The sequence below is a fragment of the Calidifontibacillus erzurumensis genome, assembly GCF_013303125.1.
GTDB classification, from domain to species: Bacteria; Bacillota; Bacilli; order Bacillales; family Bacillaceae_J; genus Calidifontibacillus; species Calidifontibacillus erzurumensis.
Map to the genome: position 1 here is coordinate 33,735 of NZ_JABTTE010000021.1, position 18,352 is coordinate 52,086.

General features: G+C 36.1%; 18 protein-coding genes and 1 pseudogene. 17 read left to right on the top strand and 2 right to left on the bottom strand.

Annotated features, from left to right (window positions below; all coding sequences use genetic code 11):
* Positions 1-25 precede the first annotated feature (25 nt).
* The 8 genes from HR057_RS13515 to HR057_RS17145 all read left to right on the top strand — a co-directional run bounded on the left by HR057_RS13515 (position 26) and on the right by HR057_RS17145 (position 6,426).
* Positions 26-829 (top strand): endonuclease/exonuclease/phosphatase family protein, encoded by an 804-nt coding sequence (locus HR057_RS13515; protein WP_173731971.1) that lies wholly within the window; start codon positions 26-28, stop codon positions 827-829.
* 18 nt (positions 830-847) lie between these two features.
* A complete protein-coding gene (locus HR057_RS13520) occupies positions 848-1,291 on the top strand; it encodes a hypothetical protein (protein ID WP_173731972.1) in 444 nt (147 codons plus the stop codon).
* A 731-nt stretch (positions 1,292-2,022) separates the two neighbouring features.
* The gene (locus tag HR057_RS13525) at positions 2,023-2,457 is read left to right on the top strand and encodes an AAA family ATPase (RefSeq protein ID WP_329955892.1); all 435 of its coding nucleotides are present in this window, start codon (positions 2,023-2,025) and stop codon (positions 2,455-2,457) included.
* Between the two features lie 252 nt (positions 2,458-2,709).
* Positions 2,710-2,913 (top strand): hypothetical protein, encoded by a 204-nt coding sequence (locus tag HR057_RS13530; protein ID WP_173731973.1) that lies wholly within the window; start codon positions 2,710-2,712, stop codon positions 2,911-2,913.
* A gap of 2 nt (positions 2,914-2,915) precedes the next feature.
* Positions 2,916-4,238, top strand: coding sequence for a S41 family peptidase (locus HR057_RS13535; protein ID WP_173731974.1), 1,323 nt, complete (start codon positions 2,916-2,918; stop codon positions 4,236-4,238).
* A 159-nt stretch (positions 4,239-4,397) separates the two neighbouring features.
* Positions 4,398-4,592 (top strand): hypothetical protein, encoded by a 195-nt coding sequence (locus tag HR057_RS13540; RefSeq protein WP_173731975.1) that lies wholly within the window; start codon positions 4,398-4,400, stop codon positions 4,590-4,592.
* Between the two features lie 178 nt (positions 4,593-4,770).
* Entirely contained in the window at positions 4,771-5,151 is a 381-nt protein-coding gene (locus tag HR057_RS13545; protein ID WP_173731976.1) for a DUF7670 domain-containing protein, read from the top strand.
* A gap of 879 nt (positions 5,152-6,030) precedes the next feature.
* The gene (locus HR057_RS17145) at positions 6,031-6,426 is read left to right on the top strand and encodes a DarT ssDNA thymidine ADP-ribosyltransferase family protein (protein WP_230474457.1); all 396 of its coding nucleotides are present in this window, start codon (positions 6,031-6,033) and stop codon (positions 6,424-6,426) included.
* On the opposite strand, the pseudogene HR057_RS17150 reads toward HR057_RS17145, so the two are convergent.
* Positions 6,408-7,215, bottom strand: a pseudogene (locus tag HR057_RS17150) (IS3 family transposase); the annotation flags it as partial. The gene HR057_RS17145 and the pseudogene HR057_RS17150 overlap by 19 nt on opposite strands.
* A gap of 191 nt (positions 7,216-7,406) precedes the next feature.
* Here HR057_RS17150 and HR057_RS13560 point away from each other — a divergent pair.
* The 7 genes from HR057_RS13560 to HR057_RS13590 all read left to right on the top strand — a co-directional run bounded on the left by HR057_RS13560 (position 7,407) and on the right by HR057_RS13590 (position 12,952).
* The gene (locus HR057_RS13560) at positions 7,407-8,972 is read left to right on the top strand and encodes a recombinase family protein (RefSeq protein WP_173731979.1); all 1,566 of its coding nucleotides are present in this window, start codon (positions 7,407-7,409) and stop codon (positions 8,970-8,972) included.
* A 141-nt stretch (positions 8,973-9,113) separates the two neighbouring features.
* Complete coding sequence (locus HR057_RS13565; RefSeq protein ID WP_019155097.1) at positions 9,114-9,347, top strand: single-stranded DNA-binding protein; 234 nt, start codon at positions 9,114-9,116, stop codon at positions 9,345-9,347.
* 62 nt (positions 9,348-9,409) lie between these two features.
* On the top strand, positions 9,410-9,979 hold the full coding sequence (locus HR057_RS13570; RefSeq protein WP_019155096.1) for a hypothetical protein: 570 nt from the start codon (positions 9,410-9,412) through the stop codon (positions 9,977-9,979).
* 46 nt (positions 9,980-10,025) lie between these two features.
* Positions 10,026-10,946, top strand: coding sequence for a hypothetical protein (locus tag HR057_RS13575; protein WP_019155095.1), 921 nt, complete (start codon positions 10,026-10,028; stop codon positions 10,944-10,946).
* 465 nt (positions 10,947-11,411) lie between these two features.
* A complete protein-coding gene (locus HR057_RS17415) occupies positions 11,412-11,579 on the top strand; it encodes a HEPN domain-containing protein (RefSeq protein WP_173731980.1) in 168 nt (55 codons plus the stop codon).
* Positions 11,580-11,910: 331 nt separating this feature from the next.
* A complete protein-coding gene (locus HR057_RS13585; RefSeq protein ID WP_173731981.1) occupies positions 11,911-12,228 on the top strand; it encodes a UPF0236 family transposase-like protein in 318 nt (105 codons plus the stop codon).
* A gap of 34 nt (positions 12,229-12,262) precedes the next feature.
* Entirely contained in the window at positions 12,263-12,952 is a 690-nt protein-coding gene (locus HR057_RS13590) for a SlyX family protein (RefSeq protein ID WP_230474456.1), read from the top strand.
* A 577-nt stretch (positions 12,953-13,529) separates the two neighbouring features.
* Here the strand turns inward: HR057_RS13590 and HR057_RS13595 are convergent.
* On the bottom strand, positions 13,530-14,768 hold the full coding sequence (locus HR057_RS13595; protein ID WP_173731983.1) for a hypothetical protein: 1,239 nt from the start codon (positions 14,766-14,768) through the stop codon (positions 13,530-13,532).
* A gap of 1,088 nt (positions 14,769-15,856) precedes the next feature.
* On the opposite strand from HR057_RS13595, the gene HR057_RS13600 reads away from it, so the two are divergent.
* Positions 15,857-16,876, top strand: a complete 1,020-nt coding sequence (locus tag HR057_RS13600) for a Wadjet anti-phage system protein JetD domain-containing protein (protein WP_173731984.1) — start codon at positions 15,857-15,859, stop codon at positions 16,874-16,876.
* The gene (locus HR057_RS13605) at positions 16,849-18,339 is read left to right on the top strand and encodes a replicative DNA helicase (protein WP_173731985.1); all 1,491 of its coding nucleotides are present in this window, start codon (positions 16,849-16,851) and stop codon (positions 18,337-18,339) included. The genes HR057_RS13600 and HR057_RS13605 overlap by 28 nt, the downstream gene beginning before the upstream one ends.
* Positions 18,340-18,352: the final 13 nt, after the last annotated feature.

Consider the following 18,352-nt stretch of genomic DNA (forward strand, 5'->3'; position numbering starts at 1 on the left):
TAAAATGAAAGGCAAAGACAGTATAATGAATATTATATTTTGGAATGTGAAGGACAATATTAAACTTGTTCCATATCTTCCTCAATTATGTAAAGAAAACAATGTGGATATTTTAATACTTTCAGAACTTAAAAACATTGAACCAGAGTATGTTGTTAGAAGGTTTAATGAATCAGATGTCAAATTTGTAAATAATTTATCAATGCCCGGAAATAGAACGCATCTATTCCATTCTTTGGATACTCAAATAAAGAAGATTAAGGATGGGAAATATTTCTCAGCATTCAAATTAAAATTTAATGAATTAGTGATAATTTTAATCTCTTTACACCTCCCTAGCAGGTTATACAGGAACGATAATGAAATTGGATATAAATGTGTTGAGATAAAAAGGGAAATTGAGTTATTAGAGGAAAAGCATAATACTAATAATACTGTTGTGGTAGGAGACTTTAACTTAAACCCATTCTCAGAGCATATGGTATCTACATTAGGTTTTAATGCAACCATGAGTAAGGATGTTGCAATGAAGATTCATAGAATAGTTGACGGAGAAAAGTATAAATATTTTTTTAATCCTATGTGGACTTTACATGGGAACATTAACAACAATGTAATGGGATCATTTTTTTATCATAAGAATCCTGTAAGCTTTGTCTGGAATATGTTTGATCAGGTGATAATTCGCCCTTCTTTAATAAAAAGATTTAACTTCAATGGGCTAACACTTATAGATAGAATAGGTGACACTACCTTGTTAGATAAACAAGGAATTCCAAATGCTAGAGAATTTTCAGATCATTTACCTTTAAAATTTGAAATTCAATAAAAAGTGGAGGAATTAACTATGAAGGATCTATGGACGTTTGGAAAATTAAGTAAAGATGATTTGAATGGTACACCGCATGGAATTTTAAAAAGGCAAGCGGAATTTTTTGAAAAGCGAGTTGGTGATACTTTATTTATTAAATTAAACACCAAAAGGATAAAAAATAGTGATATAGAATATGGATTGGCAACAAGTTTTGAAATAGTTGCACCAATGTTAGATGGATATACATATACATTATTTACACTTTACTCCAAACCAGAATCTGATTATCCTGTCGCGATTGATAGGACTATTGAAGATAATGAAGAGTTTGAGGATCTTGACCCAGAATCATTTGATTTTATAGCAAAAAGTGAAGATGAGTTTTTAAATCATCTTCAGGAGATACTCTCATCTCCAAGTACAAACTCGGTAATTAAGAATTTATATTCCAAAAGTTATGTTAGTGAAAAATATTAATTTATAGAACTGATATTAAAGGTTGAAATACTTACAATTTTGAATCTTGGACGTGAAACTAGAAAATAAAATTAAAAAGAAACCCAAACATTCTGTAATGGAATTTAAATAGTGTTACTAATTTCTTATGCCCTACTAAGACTATTTTCACATTGTTTGTTAAAAGCTGTGTATTACCGCTCTTTTTGAACTTATCGTATAAGAATTATATACACCATTTTGTGGGGATTTAATTATATAAAACATTTATGTGCATGACTTTTATCAATTTACTTTGAAATTGTAAGGTAAACACTACTACATCAATATGTCTGCGATTACCACTCAAGCCACGTTGAGACGGTAGTATTGATAACAAAGAAAAATGATTGAGTGCGCTGAAAACCCTTATATATCAAGGGTTGTAGCACACGTGGGCACAAAACCCATTGAACGAAAAACATGAAAATATCGCTTCGCGGAAACAAGTCCATAAAGGCAGTATTTGATAGTTAAGTGGTCAGGTTAGATGTTATAGCCTCGCGAGTGGTCGGGTTAGATGTCAGCGTTCGTGAGTGGTCAGGTTAGATGTTTTTCCGGATTTTTTCGAGGTTGTGTGGTCAGGTTGGATGTTGGTATAACTATGTGTCGCGATTAAAGCGATAAGTCGGAATTTACAGGAGTTTGAGCATGAAAAACATTTATTTGATTGGCGGAACAATGGGAGTAGGAAAACAACTACTTGCCAGATTATAAAAAACAAATTAAATAACTGCGTTTTCCTCGACGGGGATTGGTGTTGGGATATGCACCCTTTTCAAGTGACAGAGGAAACAAAGCAAATGGTATTAGAGAATATCTGCTTCCTTTTGAATAGCTTTATTAAGTGCTCTGCTTATGAAAACATCGTGTTTTGCTGGGTTATGCATGAACAGACTATTATTGACTATATTGTTTCACGACTTGACACATCGGACTGTAAGGTTCATTCTATATCTTTGGTGTGCAGCGAACAAGCATTGCAAGCGCGTTTGAGAAAGGATGTCGATGCTGGTATTCGTACAGAAGATGTGATTCGTAGAAGCATAGAGCGCATACCTTTTTACAAAAAATTGAATACATATAAAGTAGATGTATCGAAAATCACTCCAGTGCAAGTTGCTGATTTAATTATTCGGAACTGTTAAATTCCAGTTTGTCTGTGTACTAATTATAGCAAACGAGACCATCTACTAAAATCGAACAAACATTGCTACATGGGAACAAGTGCGAAGGCGTGATTTAGATCATGCCAGAGCGATTTAGATGATACCAAGAAAGAATTCGACGGTATGGAACTTGGTATCGGCGAGGTTATTAAGATCCAGTACTTTAACAATGAACGTGAGCAGAATGTCATTGTGAAAATCGAAAAAATGAAATAGGTTGGAGGTGAGAATATGTCTAAAAATAAGAATTCCGTAATAAAACTATTACCCGCGCTAGGCATTGTATTCGGTTCCGGAGTTGGAGCGCTGGCTTCGATATTGTACAGCTTCCATATCGCGGCCGGTATGATCGGGGGAGCGGTTGCGGGTTTGCTGATCGGCCTTATTGCGTCAATGCTGTTCGGTAAGGGAAGCGGCTCAAAGGGCGGAGAATGAGTATGAAAAAGAAATGGACCAAGCATATAGGGATTTTTCTTTTCGTTTTTGCTATATGTGCTATTGCATTATATGGAGTGTGGCGGATATGGCTTGATCCTTACCGGGGGACGGTAAGCACCTTTGAGAAATCCGAAGAGCTTGATACCGTCCTTACCGGGATGCAAGCTGCGGAGGATTTAAAGTTTATTGTCAATCGTCTGCGGGAGCGTCATCCGGCTTGTATATCCGACCTGCCTGCGGCAGTTCAGAAGGCATATGAGCGGGAGTATGCAAAGCTTTCCGAATCGACAGAGGTTACGGTCCTGTCACTGTGGCAAAGTGCATCTCGGGTTCTTGCATGCCTTGAAGATTCCCATACCATGGTACGGGCGTACTATGAGGATACAAAGTTTCTACCGTTATTATTTTCATGGGAAGGGCAACGCTTGGTTTGTTCAGGCGGCGGATATGACGGATATACTGTTAATAAGATAGGTGGTGTTTCGGCTGCTCAGCTTTACGAACGATTTCAGGAACAATTTTCCTATGAGCTTGACATCTGGAGCCGTTATGTCTTTGCCTCACGCATCAATCGCAGCGATTATCTGGCTTTTGTAGGCATAAATACTGGGCGGGAGATTGAAATTTCGCTGGAGCGGCAAAATGACGGAAGCTCCATCAATAAAGCCTTTGCGCTGCAGGAGAATGCGATAGCTATGCCGATAGGAACGGAGCCCTTCTACGACTATTCGGTAGATAGAGCGTCCGGTGTAGGGATTTTCATACTTCGTCAATGCATCTATGACAAGACATACAAGACTGCACTGAAAGATTTCTTTACATCTGTGCGTGATGAGGGCGTCCACAGTGTTATCGTGGACTTGCGAGGCAATCCCGGCGGAAATTCACTGGTCGCTAACGAGTTTCTTCGTTACCTTCCAGTGGAGAGCTATCAGGTCGGAAGATCTACAGTCCGCTTTGGTCCGGTTATATGGGAAAACCAGCCCGGACGACAGAAAAACCAGCAAGCGGAGCATGTGTTTTCAGGAGATGTATATGTGCTGACTAGTACAGACAGCTTTAGCGCAGCTATGGACTTTGCGACGTTGCTTTCAGATAACGGGCTATGTACGGTGGTTGGAGAGATTCCTGGCAATATGCCATCTTCCTATGGTGATGTTCTGCATTTTCAGACGCCGAATGCATTGCTTGCCTTCACCGTATCCTATAAATATTTTATGCGACCTGATGAATCTAAGTCTAATTTGCCGCTTCTTCCAGATGTACAGATTTCCGCTAATAACGCTTTGGAAGAAGCGTTGAGGCTGATTCACAATGATTGAAATAAATACAGGGGGGAAACACAGATGGATCACATTTTATACTGTGATAAAAAGTATTGGTGAATAAGGCAGACAACATGATGTATGAGGCTAAGGCTGCCGGAAGGAATTGTGTACGGTGTATGAATGAGTGTGAATAGGAAGAAGTATAGTGAGACAATGAGTAACGCAAGAGTTGTTGAAATCGCCAAAAATATCTACTGGGTAGGGGGCAAGGGACAGCAGGATGGTTTATACTGTAATCCTTATCTTCTGGTTGATGAAGAAGCTGTTTTGATTGATCCAGGCTCAGTCCTGGATTTTACAGATGTGTTGGGAAAATGTCTTAAGCATTGTACATCTGGAAAAAACTAAGTATGTCATCCTGCATCATCAGGATCATGATTTGTGCGAATGTCCCTTTATTTGAACAAAAAGGGGCAAATTTTAAATAGTTACCCATTGGCGAACTCAGAAACAGGGTTAGAAATTGCCAAGCAGATTTAACCCAATGAAAACATTGAAGATGAGCCTGCGGTTTTGGAATTGACATATGAGAGGGGCGGACCAAAATGGGAAAAATACTGTACTGGACACCGAGAGTTATATCGATTTTGTTCATTTTTTTCTAGCGTTGTTTTCGCTTGATGTGTTTGAGCCGGGAATGAGCGCAGGAAAAATTATGCTAGGATTACTTATGCACAATATCCCATCTATTATTATGGCCGTCTTGCTAGTCATAGCTTGGAAGAAGGAGATCGTTGGCGCAGTTGGTTATTTTGAGGCTGGCCTTTTATATAATGGAATTGTGATATTCAATATTGTAAATTCGGGATTACAGTGGTATCTTGCTATATCATGGAGTTTAATTATTGCGGGGCCGTTATTTATAATAGGTATTCTGTTTCTGATTAACTGGAAAAAAAAGAAATGAAATGCACTGAGACATTAATGAGCATTGCATGTTTCCATGAACGTCCGTTTTCGAGAAAAATGCCAAAGATCCATTGACATGTTCCCGTAAACGTAAGGTGCAAAAAATCAGCCCAAGACATTAATCCGAGCGGCTCAAGCCACGTTGAGTGCGTGGTGTTGATGTCAAGGGTAAATGAGTAAGTGAATGAAAAAGCCTTATATATCAAGGGTTTTAGCACATATGGGTATGAAACCCATTAAGCTAAAACGAGAAATTTTCGCTTTGCGGGGACAAGTCCATAAAGGCCATATTTGATAGTTAAGTGGTCAGGTTAGATGTCAGCCTTCGCGAGTGGTCGATTTAGATGTTTTCTTGGACGTTTTTGAGGTTGTGTTGTCGGGTTGGATAACCGCATGATTTTATAAGTATTCTGGGGGTGCTAAGATGAATTTGAGAGGGGTTTCGGTTTATCATAATGTTTTCGGAGAAGGCATAATTAAACAGTGTGATGAAAATTATCTAGTTGTTAGCTTTTCACAGGGAGATAAGAAGTTTGTATATCCTGATGTTTTTGAAAACTTTATTTCTGTGAATGATACTAAAATAGCTGAATTTATACATTTAGAAATTGATAAAAGGAAACGGAACAAGTTAAAGCAACAAGATATTACAAATGAAAATATGACTGAATACGCCGATTCTTGGGATAATATTTTTGACTTAAATTCTATTATGGAAGATTTTTTCCCAAAAAGGGAAACACTACTATCTATAAAAAGGGAACAAACAGATAAAATTATGGAAATAGTTACACGCAGAAAAATTGAGTATTTAGTGCATTTTACTCGTATAGATAACTTAACTAGTATACTTGAAAACGGACTAATTCCTGTAAGTATGCAGCAAAAAATGAAAATACCTTCGGTCCATAATGATGAGCAGCGTTTTGATTCAAAACTTGATTGTACAAGTTGTTCGATTTCTTTTCCAAACTATAAGCTATTCTACACATTTAGAGAGTATAAATTTCCTGGATCGAGCTGGGTAGTGATAGTTCTTGATAAAGATGTTTTGTTTTCACCTTTGAATATTACATATTTCTGTCAAACAAATGCAGCGGGAGTTTTTCCACGGATTTCAAGTGCAAAAGAGTTATGTACAGCAACTGCTTTCGAAAATATGTTTTGTAATTCTCTTACAACAAAAGAAAACAAGGTGATACAAAGGGCATCCCTACAAATAAATGATTGCATAACAACCGACCCACAAGCAGAAATTCTAATTAGTGCTTGATAAACTAGGTTGGCATCTTTGTTTGGACCTGCGCTTGCCCCTACAATTTCTCGATTGAAAAGGTCGACAAATAAACATACATAGTTCCACTTTTTTCCGACACGTACGTATGTTAAATCACTAACAAGGACAGATAGTTTCTTTTCTTGTTGAAATTCTCGATTGAGGACATTGGCGATTTTTGCTTCATTGCTTTGTTTTTTATGCGGCTTGTAATAAGCAACTGTATAATTGGAGACAAGATTTAGCTGCTTCATGATTCGACCAATCCGGCGTCTTGAAACGATCTTTTCTTGGTTTTCTAATTCTTTTTTAATTTTACGTGTACCATAGTTGTTGCGACTTTGCTTAAAAATCTTAAAAATTCGTTCTTGTAAATCTGCTTCTTCTGCTTGTCTTTCATGATCTTCACGTTTTTTAATGTGGTGATAATAGGTACTTCTTGGAATTTGTAGGACGTCACACATTGCTGATACCGAATATTTGTGAGCTTGTTACGAATCACATCTATTTTCGTCCCATGATCAGCGCGGCTTGCTTTAAAATATCGTTCTCCATTCGTAGTCGTTGGTTTTCTTTACGCAACTGAATCAGTTCGTTTTCTGCTGAAGAGCGATTATCTTCAGCTTTAAATGAGCCCGTTTCTTTGTGATTTTTTATCCAACGGTCTAATGCTGAAGGTGTGAGTTCATATTCTCGAGCAATATCTGCACGTGATTTACCATTTTCATAGAGCTTGACCATTTGAAGTTTGAATTCTTCTGTATAAGTTCGACGTTGGCGTTTCATTTTGGCTCTCCTTTTTGTTTAGTCTGTTTATTGTACTACCCCTTATAAGTTTTGTCTAACTAAGTGTAACCGATCCAATAAACCTACTATTTATAAGAAGTTTTCCATAGGACAAGTAATTCAGAATTATACAAATCCTTTTACACAAGCCGAATTTGTATACAGCTTAATAGAAAGTGAGGTGCAGCAAGATGGCAGTTAGTAAAAATGTAATGATTATACCTGCAATAAAACGTGTAGGCAACAATCGAAAAGAAGATGAAACACCAAAACTTCGGGTCGCTGCTTATTGCAGAGTTTCTACAGATAGTGATGAGCAGGCTAGTAGTTACGAAGAGCAGATTGAACACTATACAGAGTTTATCAAGAAGAATTCAGAGTGGGAATTTGCAGGGATCTTTGCTGATGATGGCATCAGCGGTACAAATACAAAAAATCGCGATGAATTTAATCGAATGATTGACGAGTGCATGGCTGGGAAAATTGATATGATTATTACCAAATCAATAAGCCGATTTGCTAGAAATACCTTGGACTGTCTACAATACATCAGAAAACTTAAAGATAAAAACGTTGCGGTATATTTTGAGAAAGAAAATATCAATACATTGGATGCCAAAGGTGAAATTATGCTTACCATTATGGCATCCTTAGCGCAACAAGAGAGCCAGTCATTAAGCCAGAATGTAAAGCTTGGCTATCAATACCGATACCAACAGGGAGAGGTAATGGTCAATTGTTCTAGGTTTTTAGGATATACCAAGGATGAAAATAAGCGATTAGTAATTGTGCCGGAGGAAGCTGAAATAGTTAAAAGGATTTACCGAGAGTATCTTGAAGGCTCAAGTATGGATAAAATCAAAAAAGGACTTGAAGCTGATGGCATACTTACGGGAGCGGGGAAAAAAAGGTGGCATACCAGTACTATAAGGAAAATATTAAGCAATGAAAAATACATTGGTGATGCATTGCTCCAAAAAACTTATACGGTAGATTTTCTTACAAAAAAGAGGGTTGTGAATAACGGAATCGTACCTCAGTATTATGTAGAGAATAACCATGAAGCCATTATCCCGCGTGAAATTTTCATGCAGGTACAAGAAGAGTTAGTTCGTAGAAGTAGAGGACATATAAGTACTAGCGGAAAGAAAAGAAACTTTAGTTCAAATCATGTATTTTCACAAATTATCTTCTGTGGAGAGTGTGGCGAAATATACCGTAGAGTTCATTGGAATAACCGAGGTAAAAAATCGATTGTTTGGAGATGCGTCAGTAGACTTGAGAATACAGGGTTAACTTGTCATTCCCGAACCGTGCTGGAGGATATGATAGGCCTTGCTACGGTGGAGGCAATTAATAAACTAATAGGGCAAAAGGATGGCTTTTTAACTATCTTAAAGGAAAATATAGAAACAGTGATAAGTGAAACGGACAATAATATTGTTGCCGAGATAGATAAAAAGCTAGAGGAATTACAAAAAGACCTTTTGAGACTGGCCAATTCCAAAGAGGATTATAACGACATTGCTGATGAGATTTACAGGCTCAGAGAGGAAAGGCATAAGGCTTTAGCAGAAGAAGCTGGCAAAAAAGGCTCCAAGCAAAGGCTAGAAGATATGGAAAAATTCCTAAATGAACAATCCACACTCCTTGAGAAGTATGACGAGCAACTAGTAAGGAGACTTATAGAGAAAATAACGGTCTATGATGGTAAACTAACTATTGAATTTAAATCTGGTGTAGAAGTAGATGTATAAACATAGCCTTCATAAATGACCACCATTCAGGGGATATATTCTCTTGCTTGGTGGTTTTCTTCTTATTGACTGGAATTGGTAAAAGGTATATAATCTTATTAACAATGTTGTTGATATTGTTATTGATAAGGAGATGACAACATGGGTGATGTTAATGAGCTACTAGAAGAAGCTATTAAGGAAACTGAAAACTTGAATGCAGGTGAAGTCTTTCTTGTTAAAGACCTGTTCAAGGGTTATGTATGGAATAGAATACCCAGAAAGGATCGACTTCTGCTTGGGACTTTATTTTTAAACTACGTAAATAAAATGGAAGGTAATATAAAGGCTATTGAAAAGACTTCATCTAATCAACAGAGGTATCAGAAGGTTTGAGGATATAGTAAAACTATTATGAAAAGTAATAAAGAATTATAAATTATATAAGGGTGGATGGGGTGGATGCTTTGCTTAATTTAAGGCAATTAGTAGATGACTTTTTCTTGTTTGTGCAGTCTAAGAGTATTGAAATTTATAATGAGTTTAGCCTCCAGCATGAGCTGGGGATATTCCTACGTGAAAAGCTTCCGGATTATCGTATTCAATTTGAAAGAAATGTATCATACTTCACACCAGACAATAAAACTATAAAAAAAGAAATAGATATCACTATATTTAATGAAGATAAATCGGAGAAGTATGCAATTGAACTTAAGTGCCCATTAAATGGCCAGTATCCAGAACAGATGTATTCATTCGTGAAGGATATTAAATTTATGGAGGAGCTTAAGAACCGAGGATTTACTAGAACAGCTGCTGTTGCTCTTGTTTCGGATAGACCTTTTTATGAAGGGCGCAACAATGAAGGTATATATAGGTTTTTTAGAGAAGAATATTCTGTTTACGGTTGTATTTTTAAGCCAACAGGTGTAGGAAAAAATAAAGATAGCATTGCATTAACAAGTAGATATGATTTTATCTGGCAGGACTTAAGTGACGGTCGTAAATATTACGTAATCGAGCTTTGATTCAAACGAGATTTTATCTCTATGTGTAATATGAGGGGGGTAATATATGAAATGTGCATATTGTGGGAAAGAAGCGAAAGGAACTAAAGAACATATAATTTCAAGTGCGGTTCTAGATTTATTTCCAGAATGCTTTTTAACATTTGATGATGCCAGAAGCGTAATACACGAAGCAGACCCAATGGTTAAAGATGTATGTGCTGATTGCAATAATAATAAAATTGCCTATATTGATAGCTATGCAAAAGAATTTATTAGCCAATATTTTACGAGAAGATATAATGAAGACGATACGGTTGAGATAGAATATGACTATGTGATGATTCAGAAAATGCTATTAAAATATGCATTTAATGATAGCCGGTCTCATAAAGAAGATTGCTCTTTTTTTGATAAGGAAATACTGCATTACATTATGAATCCATGTGATAATGCTCCGAAGGAAAATGTGACAGTACTATGTGGATTAGCGATTAATGTCTCTCCTATGCATGAAGCCATGTTTGGAAATTTGAAATTACGTTGGTGCAAAAATCCTTTGTTTTATTCAAATAGTACAATAAGAAATATCGATTATGAAACAGGGCAGATTTTTCTTAATGAAAATGTAGAAAAAGAGGAGTTCCCTGATTTACAACTTTCATACATATTTAGGTTTAATAGCGTACAATTTTTGTTGATGTGCTGGAGTAAAAATTCGAAGAAAATCCAGCAGAACAATGTTGTTTTAGAGCACCAATATCCATACCATCTAATGAAAGTAAATGATGAGAAAGTAGCTCTACCGATATGTACCAATGAGTTTAATTATCATAATTATGAACATATACATGTATGTTGGGATGGATTGTTTGAAGTCGGTTATTTGAGAAAACATGCGAGTGGTGGCACGTATAAATATAAAGAATTGTTCGAAAAAGAATGGGTAGTAGAAGAAAAAAGAATAAAAGATAAACATCCCCGTTAAGGGGTTGAGTTACTGTAATATTTTGAGTTAGCAGGCTCATTGACAAATTCGAGCTAGGGATAGAATATAATCTGTTTCAAATATGTGGATATAGATGACGTGTTCCCGCCTACCGATAGTGCAAAAAGTGCCTTTGACTTGTTTCCGACTACCGACAATGTAAAAGACATCAATCCACCCCGCTCGTTGCACTGTGAAGCGGTGGCTAAGCTTGAATTAAAAGTGTAACTCCAATAATAAACTTCCCATTTTGCCCCGAATTGTGTGAACAATTCCCTCATTTCGGGTCATTTTATGACATACGAGGTTAATATATACTTGATCATTTATTTATACACTTACTTAACGACCTTATCCAAAGTATAAAGGATTTGGTCTTTTTTATTGAATATTTAACATGAATAAAACGTAGTTGTACAAACACTACAATTAGAAAAAAACTAATTAAACCAGTAGTAAATTATAATGGAAATACAATCAGCTGTTGAAGACTTGAAGGCTGCTCAAACCTTACATGAAGAACAGTTGTATAATCAGTCTGTTAATAGGTCTTATTATTCAATGATGCATTCATTAAAAGCATTATTTGAAAAAGAAAAAATGCTTTTTCTGACTGGGAGCCAAGTGTTTTAGAGAATAAATGAATAACTTTAGTAAATAATGGTATAATATCACAAAGCTATTTAAATACATTTAGATATGTTAAACAAAAAAATGGATACCAGATTATAATATTGCAAAAATAGATGAACTAGAAAGCAAAGATTGTATCAATAAAGCAGATGAATTTTTTTCAGAGGTCAAAAGAATTACGCAGATTGGTTAGCTATTTAAATGATTGGAAGGCTCCTTTAAAAACAATTAGGTAGTATGAGTAAAATTATTGTGGGCAAAATTGAACCCCTTCATTTGGTGAGAGAGCAATAGATCAATCACGAAATGAAGTGGCCACCAAGCGCGGTAGTTGATTAAAGCAAATTCCATAAAAAGAGGGTTACTCCTTGAACGTGATAAAAAGCGCTATCGTCTCAAAGAAAAGCTTACAATTACCATCAAGAGCCTTTTTGGGGATATTCACTTGGAACGAAATTACTATCAAGACCAAGAAAAAGGGGAATATGTCCATCTTCTTGATCGGTCATTGGAATTTGAAGGAGTAGGGGGCCTTAGTCCAATGGTGGAGGAAGCCGCGCTTGAATTGGCTATATCAGGGCCATCCTATAGAAAGGCTGCTGATACGCTTGAAACACTACTTGGTTACCGAATAATCAGGCATGTATAAAGTGGTATATAAAGAAAAAAGGAGGGACTAGATGATGAAAAAGACATCGGTATTTGGGTTGGTTTTTTTATTGCTAGTTTCTGGTTGCACGAGCGAGGCGAACGACAAAGCGCATCTAGACAAACTAAACAAGCAAATACAAGAACAAGCGCAGGTTATTGATCGGCTGAAACAGGAGAACGAAGAATTGGCCAAAAAAGCGGCAGAGTGGCAAACAATAAACGATAAAAAGGTGTTGTCCGCTGCATTGGCGATTGTTGAGGCGCTGAAGGCGAAGGATATGGACCGGCTTGCGATGTATGCCCATCCGGACAAAGGGGTGCGCTTCAGTCCGTATGGCCATGTCGATCCATCCAGCGATATCGTGTTTGCAAAAGACGAGCTCCCTTCACTTATGGAAAGCAGCCGCATGTATCAATTTGGTACGTTTGACGGGTCTGGGGAGCCTATCATGATGACGTTTGGCGATTATTTTCAGAAGTTTGTTTATGACGTGGATTTTGCCAATCCGCATATGATTGGAAACAACATTGTGATTGGGAAAGGAAATACGCTGGAAAATATTCATGAAGTATATCCCAATGGAGTGTTTGTGGAGTTTCATTTTACCGGGTTTGACAAGCAATATAATGGAATGGATTGGAAGAGCTTGCGCCTTGTTTTTGAACAAGATGGCGACATATGGCGGCTAGTTGGGATTGTTCATGATCAATGGACGATTTAAGTCCAAACCGAAACAAAGTGGGTTCGTTGAAAAAATACGGGGGACAAACAAGTTTGTTTTAAATGGATGAAATGGGGACGTAACCATTCGTGGTGGAACATGGATAAAGGAACAAATTTATTGAAAATGGACAAAAAAGTGGCTGATTCATCACTATACTATGGACGAACTTTTTCATGAATAAAAGGAAAATCAATATGTTGATCAATTAAACGCAAGACATGGTCTTACTAATCCAATGTTGCATACAATATTCGTATTCACATTGGGAAGAAGTGACCAATAAAAATGAGGGAATAATATTCCCTCATTTTTGTTATTTTAGTGCCTATGGTCTCTACATCAAAGTCCTTAGGCCTTTGGTTTTTCTTTACTCATAGAGTGGAATAATTGTTTCACCTATGGAGAAACTTTGGGGAAAAGAGAAAAACATAGTAAAACTCACAAGTTAAGGGCAGAACACAAACGCTATGTTTCTAAAAAATGCAAACATCAATGGGACAGAAAAATACCCCACCCAATTTACACTAAATTTAGGTGGGGAAGATAAACAAAGTATATTTTATTTAGTGAAAGATTAATGGCTAACCATAATATCATCAACCACAAATTGCCAGTAATGTTCTGTTTCTAATTCTAATTTCGTGATGCCATAATAATTTGCATCAAACCATTTTGGTCCAAGGGCTGAAAGTTTGAATTGATCTTCTGCTATTAGCTTATCACCTTTCCAAGCTCGTATTTTCAAAATTTCTCCTTCTGCCTCATTAAACCAAGCAACGCCAAAATAAGCTCCATGGAAATTAAATCCTTTATCATCTGAAATTGTTACTGGATATCCTGACGTGTTGTAGGCAACATATCGACCGGAAATAGTATTGTTAATATAGCCTTCACCGCTATAGAGTTTATTGTCTGTAATGATTAAGTTCGTCCATTTTAAACCAGCAACACCATTTGGGACTTTTTGTATTTCGGATTTTGTGATGTCCTCAAAAGTAACAACCTTGGTATTTTTTGGTGCAGCTTTATTTTCATTGATATTTCCTAAAACAATTGTAGACATTTGAACTGGCACATGGCCTAATTTAACTTTTCTTTGATAAACTTCATCATTTGATAACGATTTGACTCTTATTTCCCAAATTCCTTCATCTCCAGTTACAGAAAAACTACCATCTTCATTTAAGGCAATAACATGTTCCTTCCCTGAAGGAGAAATAGCTGTCACTTTGATATTTTTCGGGTCTACGTTTGTAATAGAACCATTTTCTCCTATAGTTGCTATTTTGCCGTTAATTTTTCGAATTGGACTTATTCCAGTTGGAGTTGGAACTTTGTCAGCAATGATACCAGGACGAGTGCCTGGTGCTTCTTTATATTTAATTTTTTGTACAGCGTTATTGCTTGTTATTTCCCAGCCTGGAGGTGGGATGACTTCGAATGTATACTCACCAGGTTCACTAACGTCAACTGGTGAGGCGTTCATTGAATTTGTAAAGTTTACAAAACCGTTGAGATTAGATCTCCGAATAATATAAGAATGATCAGGTCTTGTCATTTTAACAGCAATATTTACAATTGGCTGATCTTCCGTATCGTATTCGCCATTTTTATTGATATCGTTGTATATGTAATGAGAAACATTGGCAACGTTTGTATTGATAGGATACCAATCACTACGTTCAGGGTATAAGGTATGTTTCAAATCATCGGAGTCATTAGCGTAAACGTTAGCACTCATATTTCCTAATCCACTATATAAAACTAGTAAAATTAAAATTGCTAAAATACACCTGTTTTTTAGTGCGTTCATAGTCGTTCTACTCCTTTCCATCGTTATCTATATAATGACTACTATTTTTTTAAGTAAATCTATGGGGAAGTAATAAATTTTTGGGCTAGTTGTCTGAGGCTTGGGCTTGACTCTTTCATTATATCAAATAAAATACAAATTTTTACATAAAGTGAGAAAAATATACAATTCTTTCGATTTCTGTTTACATTTACGACACATTTTATTGGTAAAAAATTTGGGGGGAAAGTTTAAAACTAATATCGTCAGGACTAAAATTTAAAAGCGCTTTGAAGATGTTATCTTGTCATAATATACAGGTACTTCATGTTCATTTTTCGGGCATGTTAAATAGAACCCCACTCTTAGATATCTATTAAGTTTTATATTTGTTGATAGATTAAAAATGAAAAATTGAGAAAATGAGAGATTAAGTGTGTAATTGTCCAAAATTCTGGGGTTAATCCAAATGAATGTGTAAAACAACAAGAACATATTAGACTAGAGTGTGGGATGATTTGAAATTAATAATTGGAGAAGGGACGACTAGACATCATCGGAAAGGGGGAAGAGCGTAAAAGGGGTGTTTAAAACTACTCCCTGAACATACTATTTAATTCCATTTACAAAACACTCCAAAAAGTATATTACTAAAATAATAACCTCTTTTTAAAATTTCAAATATCTCTATTTGTTTTTAAAAGGAAACAATTTTGCAATTAAGAGGGATTAATTAGATTACAATTTTAATGATGTATAGCTCTACTGAATGATTCTAATCGCTATCGGCTCTAGTCGTTTGTGACCGAGAAAATTACGATTAACCGTATCTTTTTCTTAATTTTTGTTTATTATACAGTGCATCAAAAAATAGATCCTAACCTTTGGTGAAGGGGTCAATTTCTTTTTATTTTGTAGCTATTGCAAAAGCTAGAAAACCCGGTCTCTTGGCGCAATTAATTACTGAACCGAGTTTCATAATACGATATGATAGATAGTGAGAAAGAGAAGGATCATAACCCGGTTGCTGGTGGATACCAAGGTTTTATCTACTAGCAGATTGTGTCCATTCTTGTGGACATTAGAAGGAAAAATCGGAGGGGATGATTATGCTTAGAGAACAACTTTTTACATATTCTCATACTTTTATAACATTGGACCAACTAGAATCACGTTCATCAACGACAAGTTACCTAGAATTTGCAAAAGAAATTCAGCAGCTTGAAAATGAAGGAATAATAATCCGTGTGGCTAGTGCAGGACAAAATGGGAAAGAACCTTCACTCTTTTATAAATACAGAATTCAGAAAGGGAAACTTCGTCAAGAGCTTCATCAAGAAATTGAAAGAACGCGCCTTCACTTACATTCAGCGCTTCAATTAGATTCTTACTTTCACTTATCACCAAAAGAATGGAATGAAGATTTACCGTATATTGAGAAAATTAGTCAATATCTACAACAAAATGGTTTTCCGGAAGAGGAAGCACCAGCACCAGAAAGGAGTTTGGAATTAGTAGGTGATGAAAAATGGATACAAGAAAAGGGTGGGGATAAGCTGTTAGAACACTTGCAAATTTGGGATGAACTAAAAATCATTCCTGTTCATGATCCTCTTAGTTTTGCATTAAATCCTACAGTGATTAACAAACAACATCATTACCACCTTATAGTTGAAAATAAAACAACTTTTGATGGATTGTTAAGTGAACTCATTTATACCCCCTTTACTACTCTAATTTATGGTCAAGGGTATAAAATTACGAAAAGTATTGAACATTTTTCAAGACAGCTGCCACTATCTGGTCATCACACAATTTATTATTTTGGCGATATTGATTGGGAAGGGATTAAGATATGGCATTTACTTAGTGAAAAAATTGAAGTCATACCAGCCATCCCTTTTTATGAAGCAGCTTTAACGAAACAAGCGATCCCAATGAAAAAGAAACAAAATCCAAATCAAGAAGCAAACAAAGCGTTCTTTGCTTATTTAAATGAAAAAATAGAAGCGAAAATGTTAGAAATATTAAAAAATAACCAATACTTACCACAAGAGGTACTTTCCTCAAAAGAGTTAAGGGAAATTTGGAGGGACAGCGATTGGAACACTCCCTTAAGCCAATCATAACAAAAGACTATAAAGAGCGTTTTAGAAGGATTCAACTATTTGAACCTCTTGAAGAGTTAGCAAGGAAAAGCCGTACCGATGGGAATGGTAAAGTCATCGATATAAAAAGCCTTGGCCTCTTTACATTACTGTTTTTTTTCGAAATGAAATTGATGCGAGAAAGAAAAACAGGTATTAAAGAATTAGCTCAATTTTTACAACATGTAACGGAGTCTGTATACAAGCTTGATGAGAAACAGTGGGAGGATATGGCACGTTTAATCTTGACTACCTTTCGACCAGGTACAGGGAAGAAGAGAATTGTCACCTTTTATAATTGGGAAACGGGGCATGAAGATGAAATCATTTTTTCTTACATAAAAGCAACAGATTTTGATGCGAAAACGAACCGTCAATTTTATGCCCTTGATGATGATGGATTGGAATTAGTGTTTGCGACAAAAGAATATTTTCAAGAATTCCAGTTATCGATTCATCAGTTGATGTTGAGAAAGTTGCTAGAAAAGGGAGAGTTTTCAGGAGCGTTACGCCAAATTAATGAAATGCGTATGGATGTCGAAACGATTTCTGATCGGATGTTGCAATTGGAGCATGAAATTAAGCGAAATATTATTTCTTTAGAAACACAAAATCGCTTTTTACAAGTCATAGAAGATCGGAACTACCGTCTTCAACTCGAAAATGAAGAATTTCAAGAGCTACAACAATTTGTAAAAGAAACGAAACAGATGCTGTATTATCAAACGGAACGTCAGGAAAAGGATGCCTATGATTTACTTCTACAAATTGAAAAAGAATTAAGTCTTGTCCATAGTCAACATCGTGATTTATTCAATCAAGGATTACTACTAAAAAAACATGCGCTAGAAGCAGCGGAAGAAGCTCTTTATTATGTAGGGGTGGATCAATTTAATTTTGATCAAGATATTACATCAACAATTATTAGTACACCTCTTCCTTTAGAGTCGATGAAGGGGATTGTCGCTCCATTTCTTACATTAGAAAAGAAACAAACGTGGTCCTTGTTATCAATATTTGCCCCTCAATCATGGTCAGAGGAAGAACAGAGTGGAACGAGTACAAGATTTGCGGAAATCCTAGATGAAGAGGCACAAGAACAGTATGCAAAACAAATTCGAGCTTTATATGGTGAAATGATGGTACGGATGCTGACGGATTTTGAAGGGGAAAAGGAGTGGACATTACAGACGTGGATAAATCAATTGAATGCAGAACATCACCCTTGGTTAGAGAAAAGGCAGTTTTATGATTTTATTCTTCTTTGTCACCAAAGAAGTCCGCTTTCTGCCGGACATCATGTTGAAGAAGAGGGGTCACAGCATTTATTAGACAAAGTGTTAGAGCAATTGAAAGGGAAAACATTGGATGTTCAAGAGCTTCCTGAACTTATTAAAGTAAACGATCGCTTTGAGATACAAAATATGCTATTTATTTATAAATAAAAGGACGGGGAGA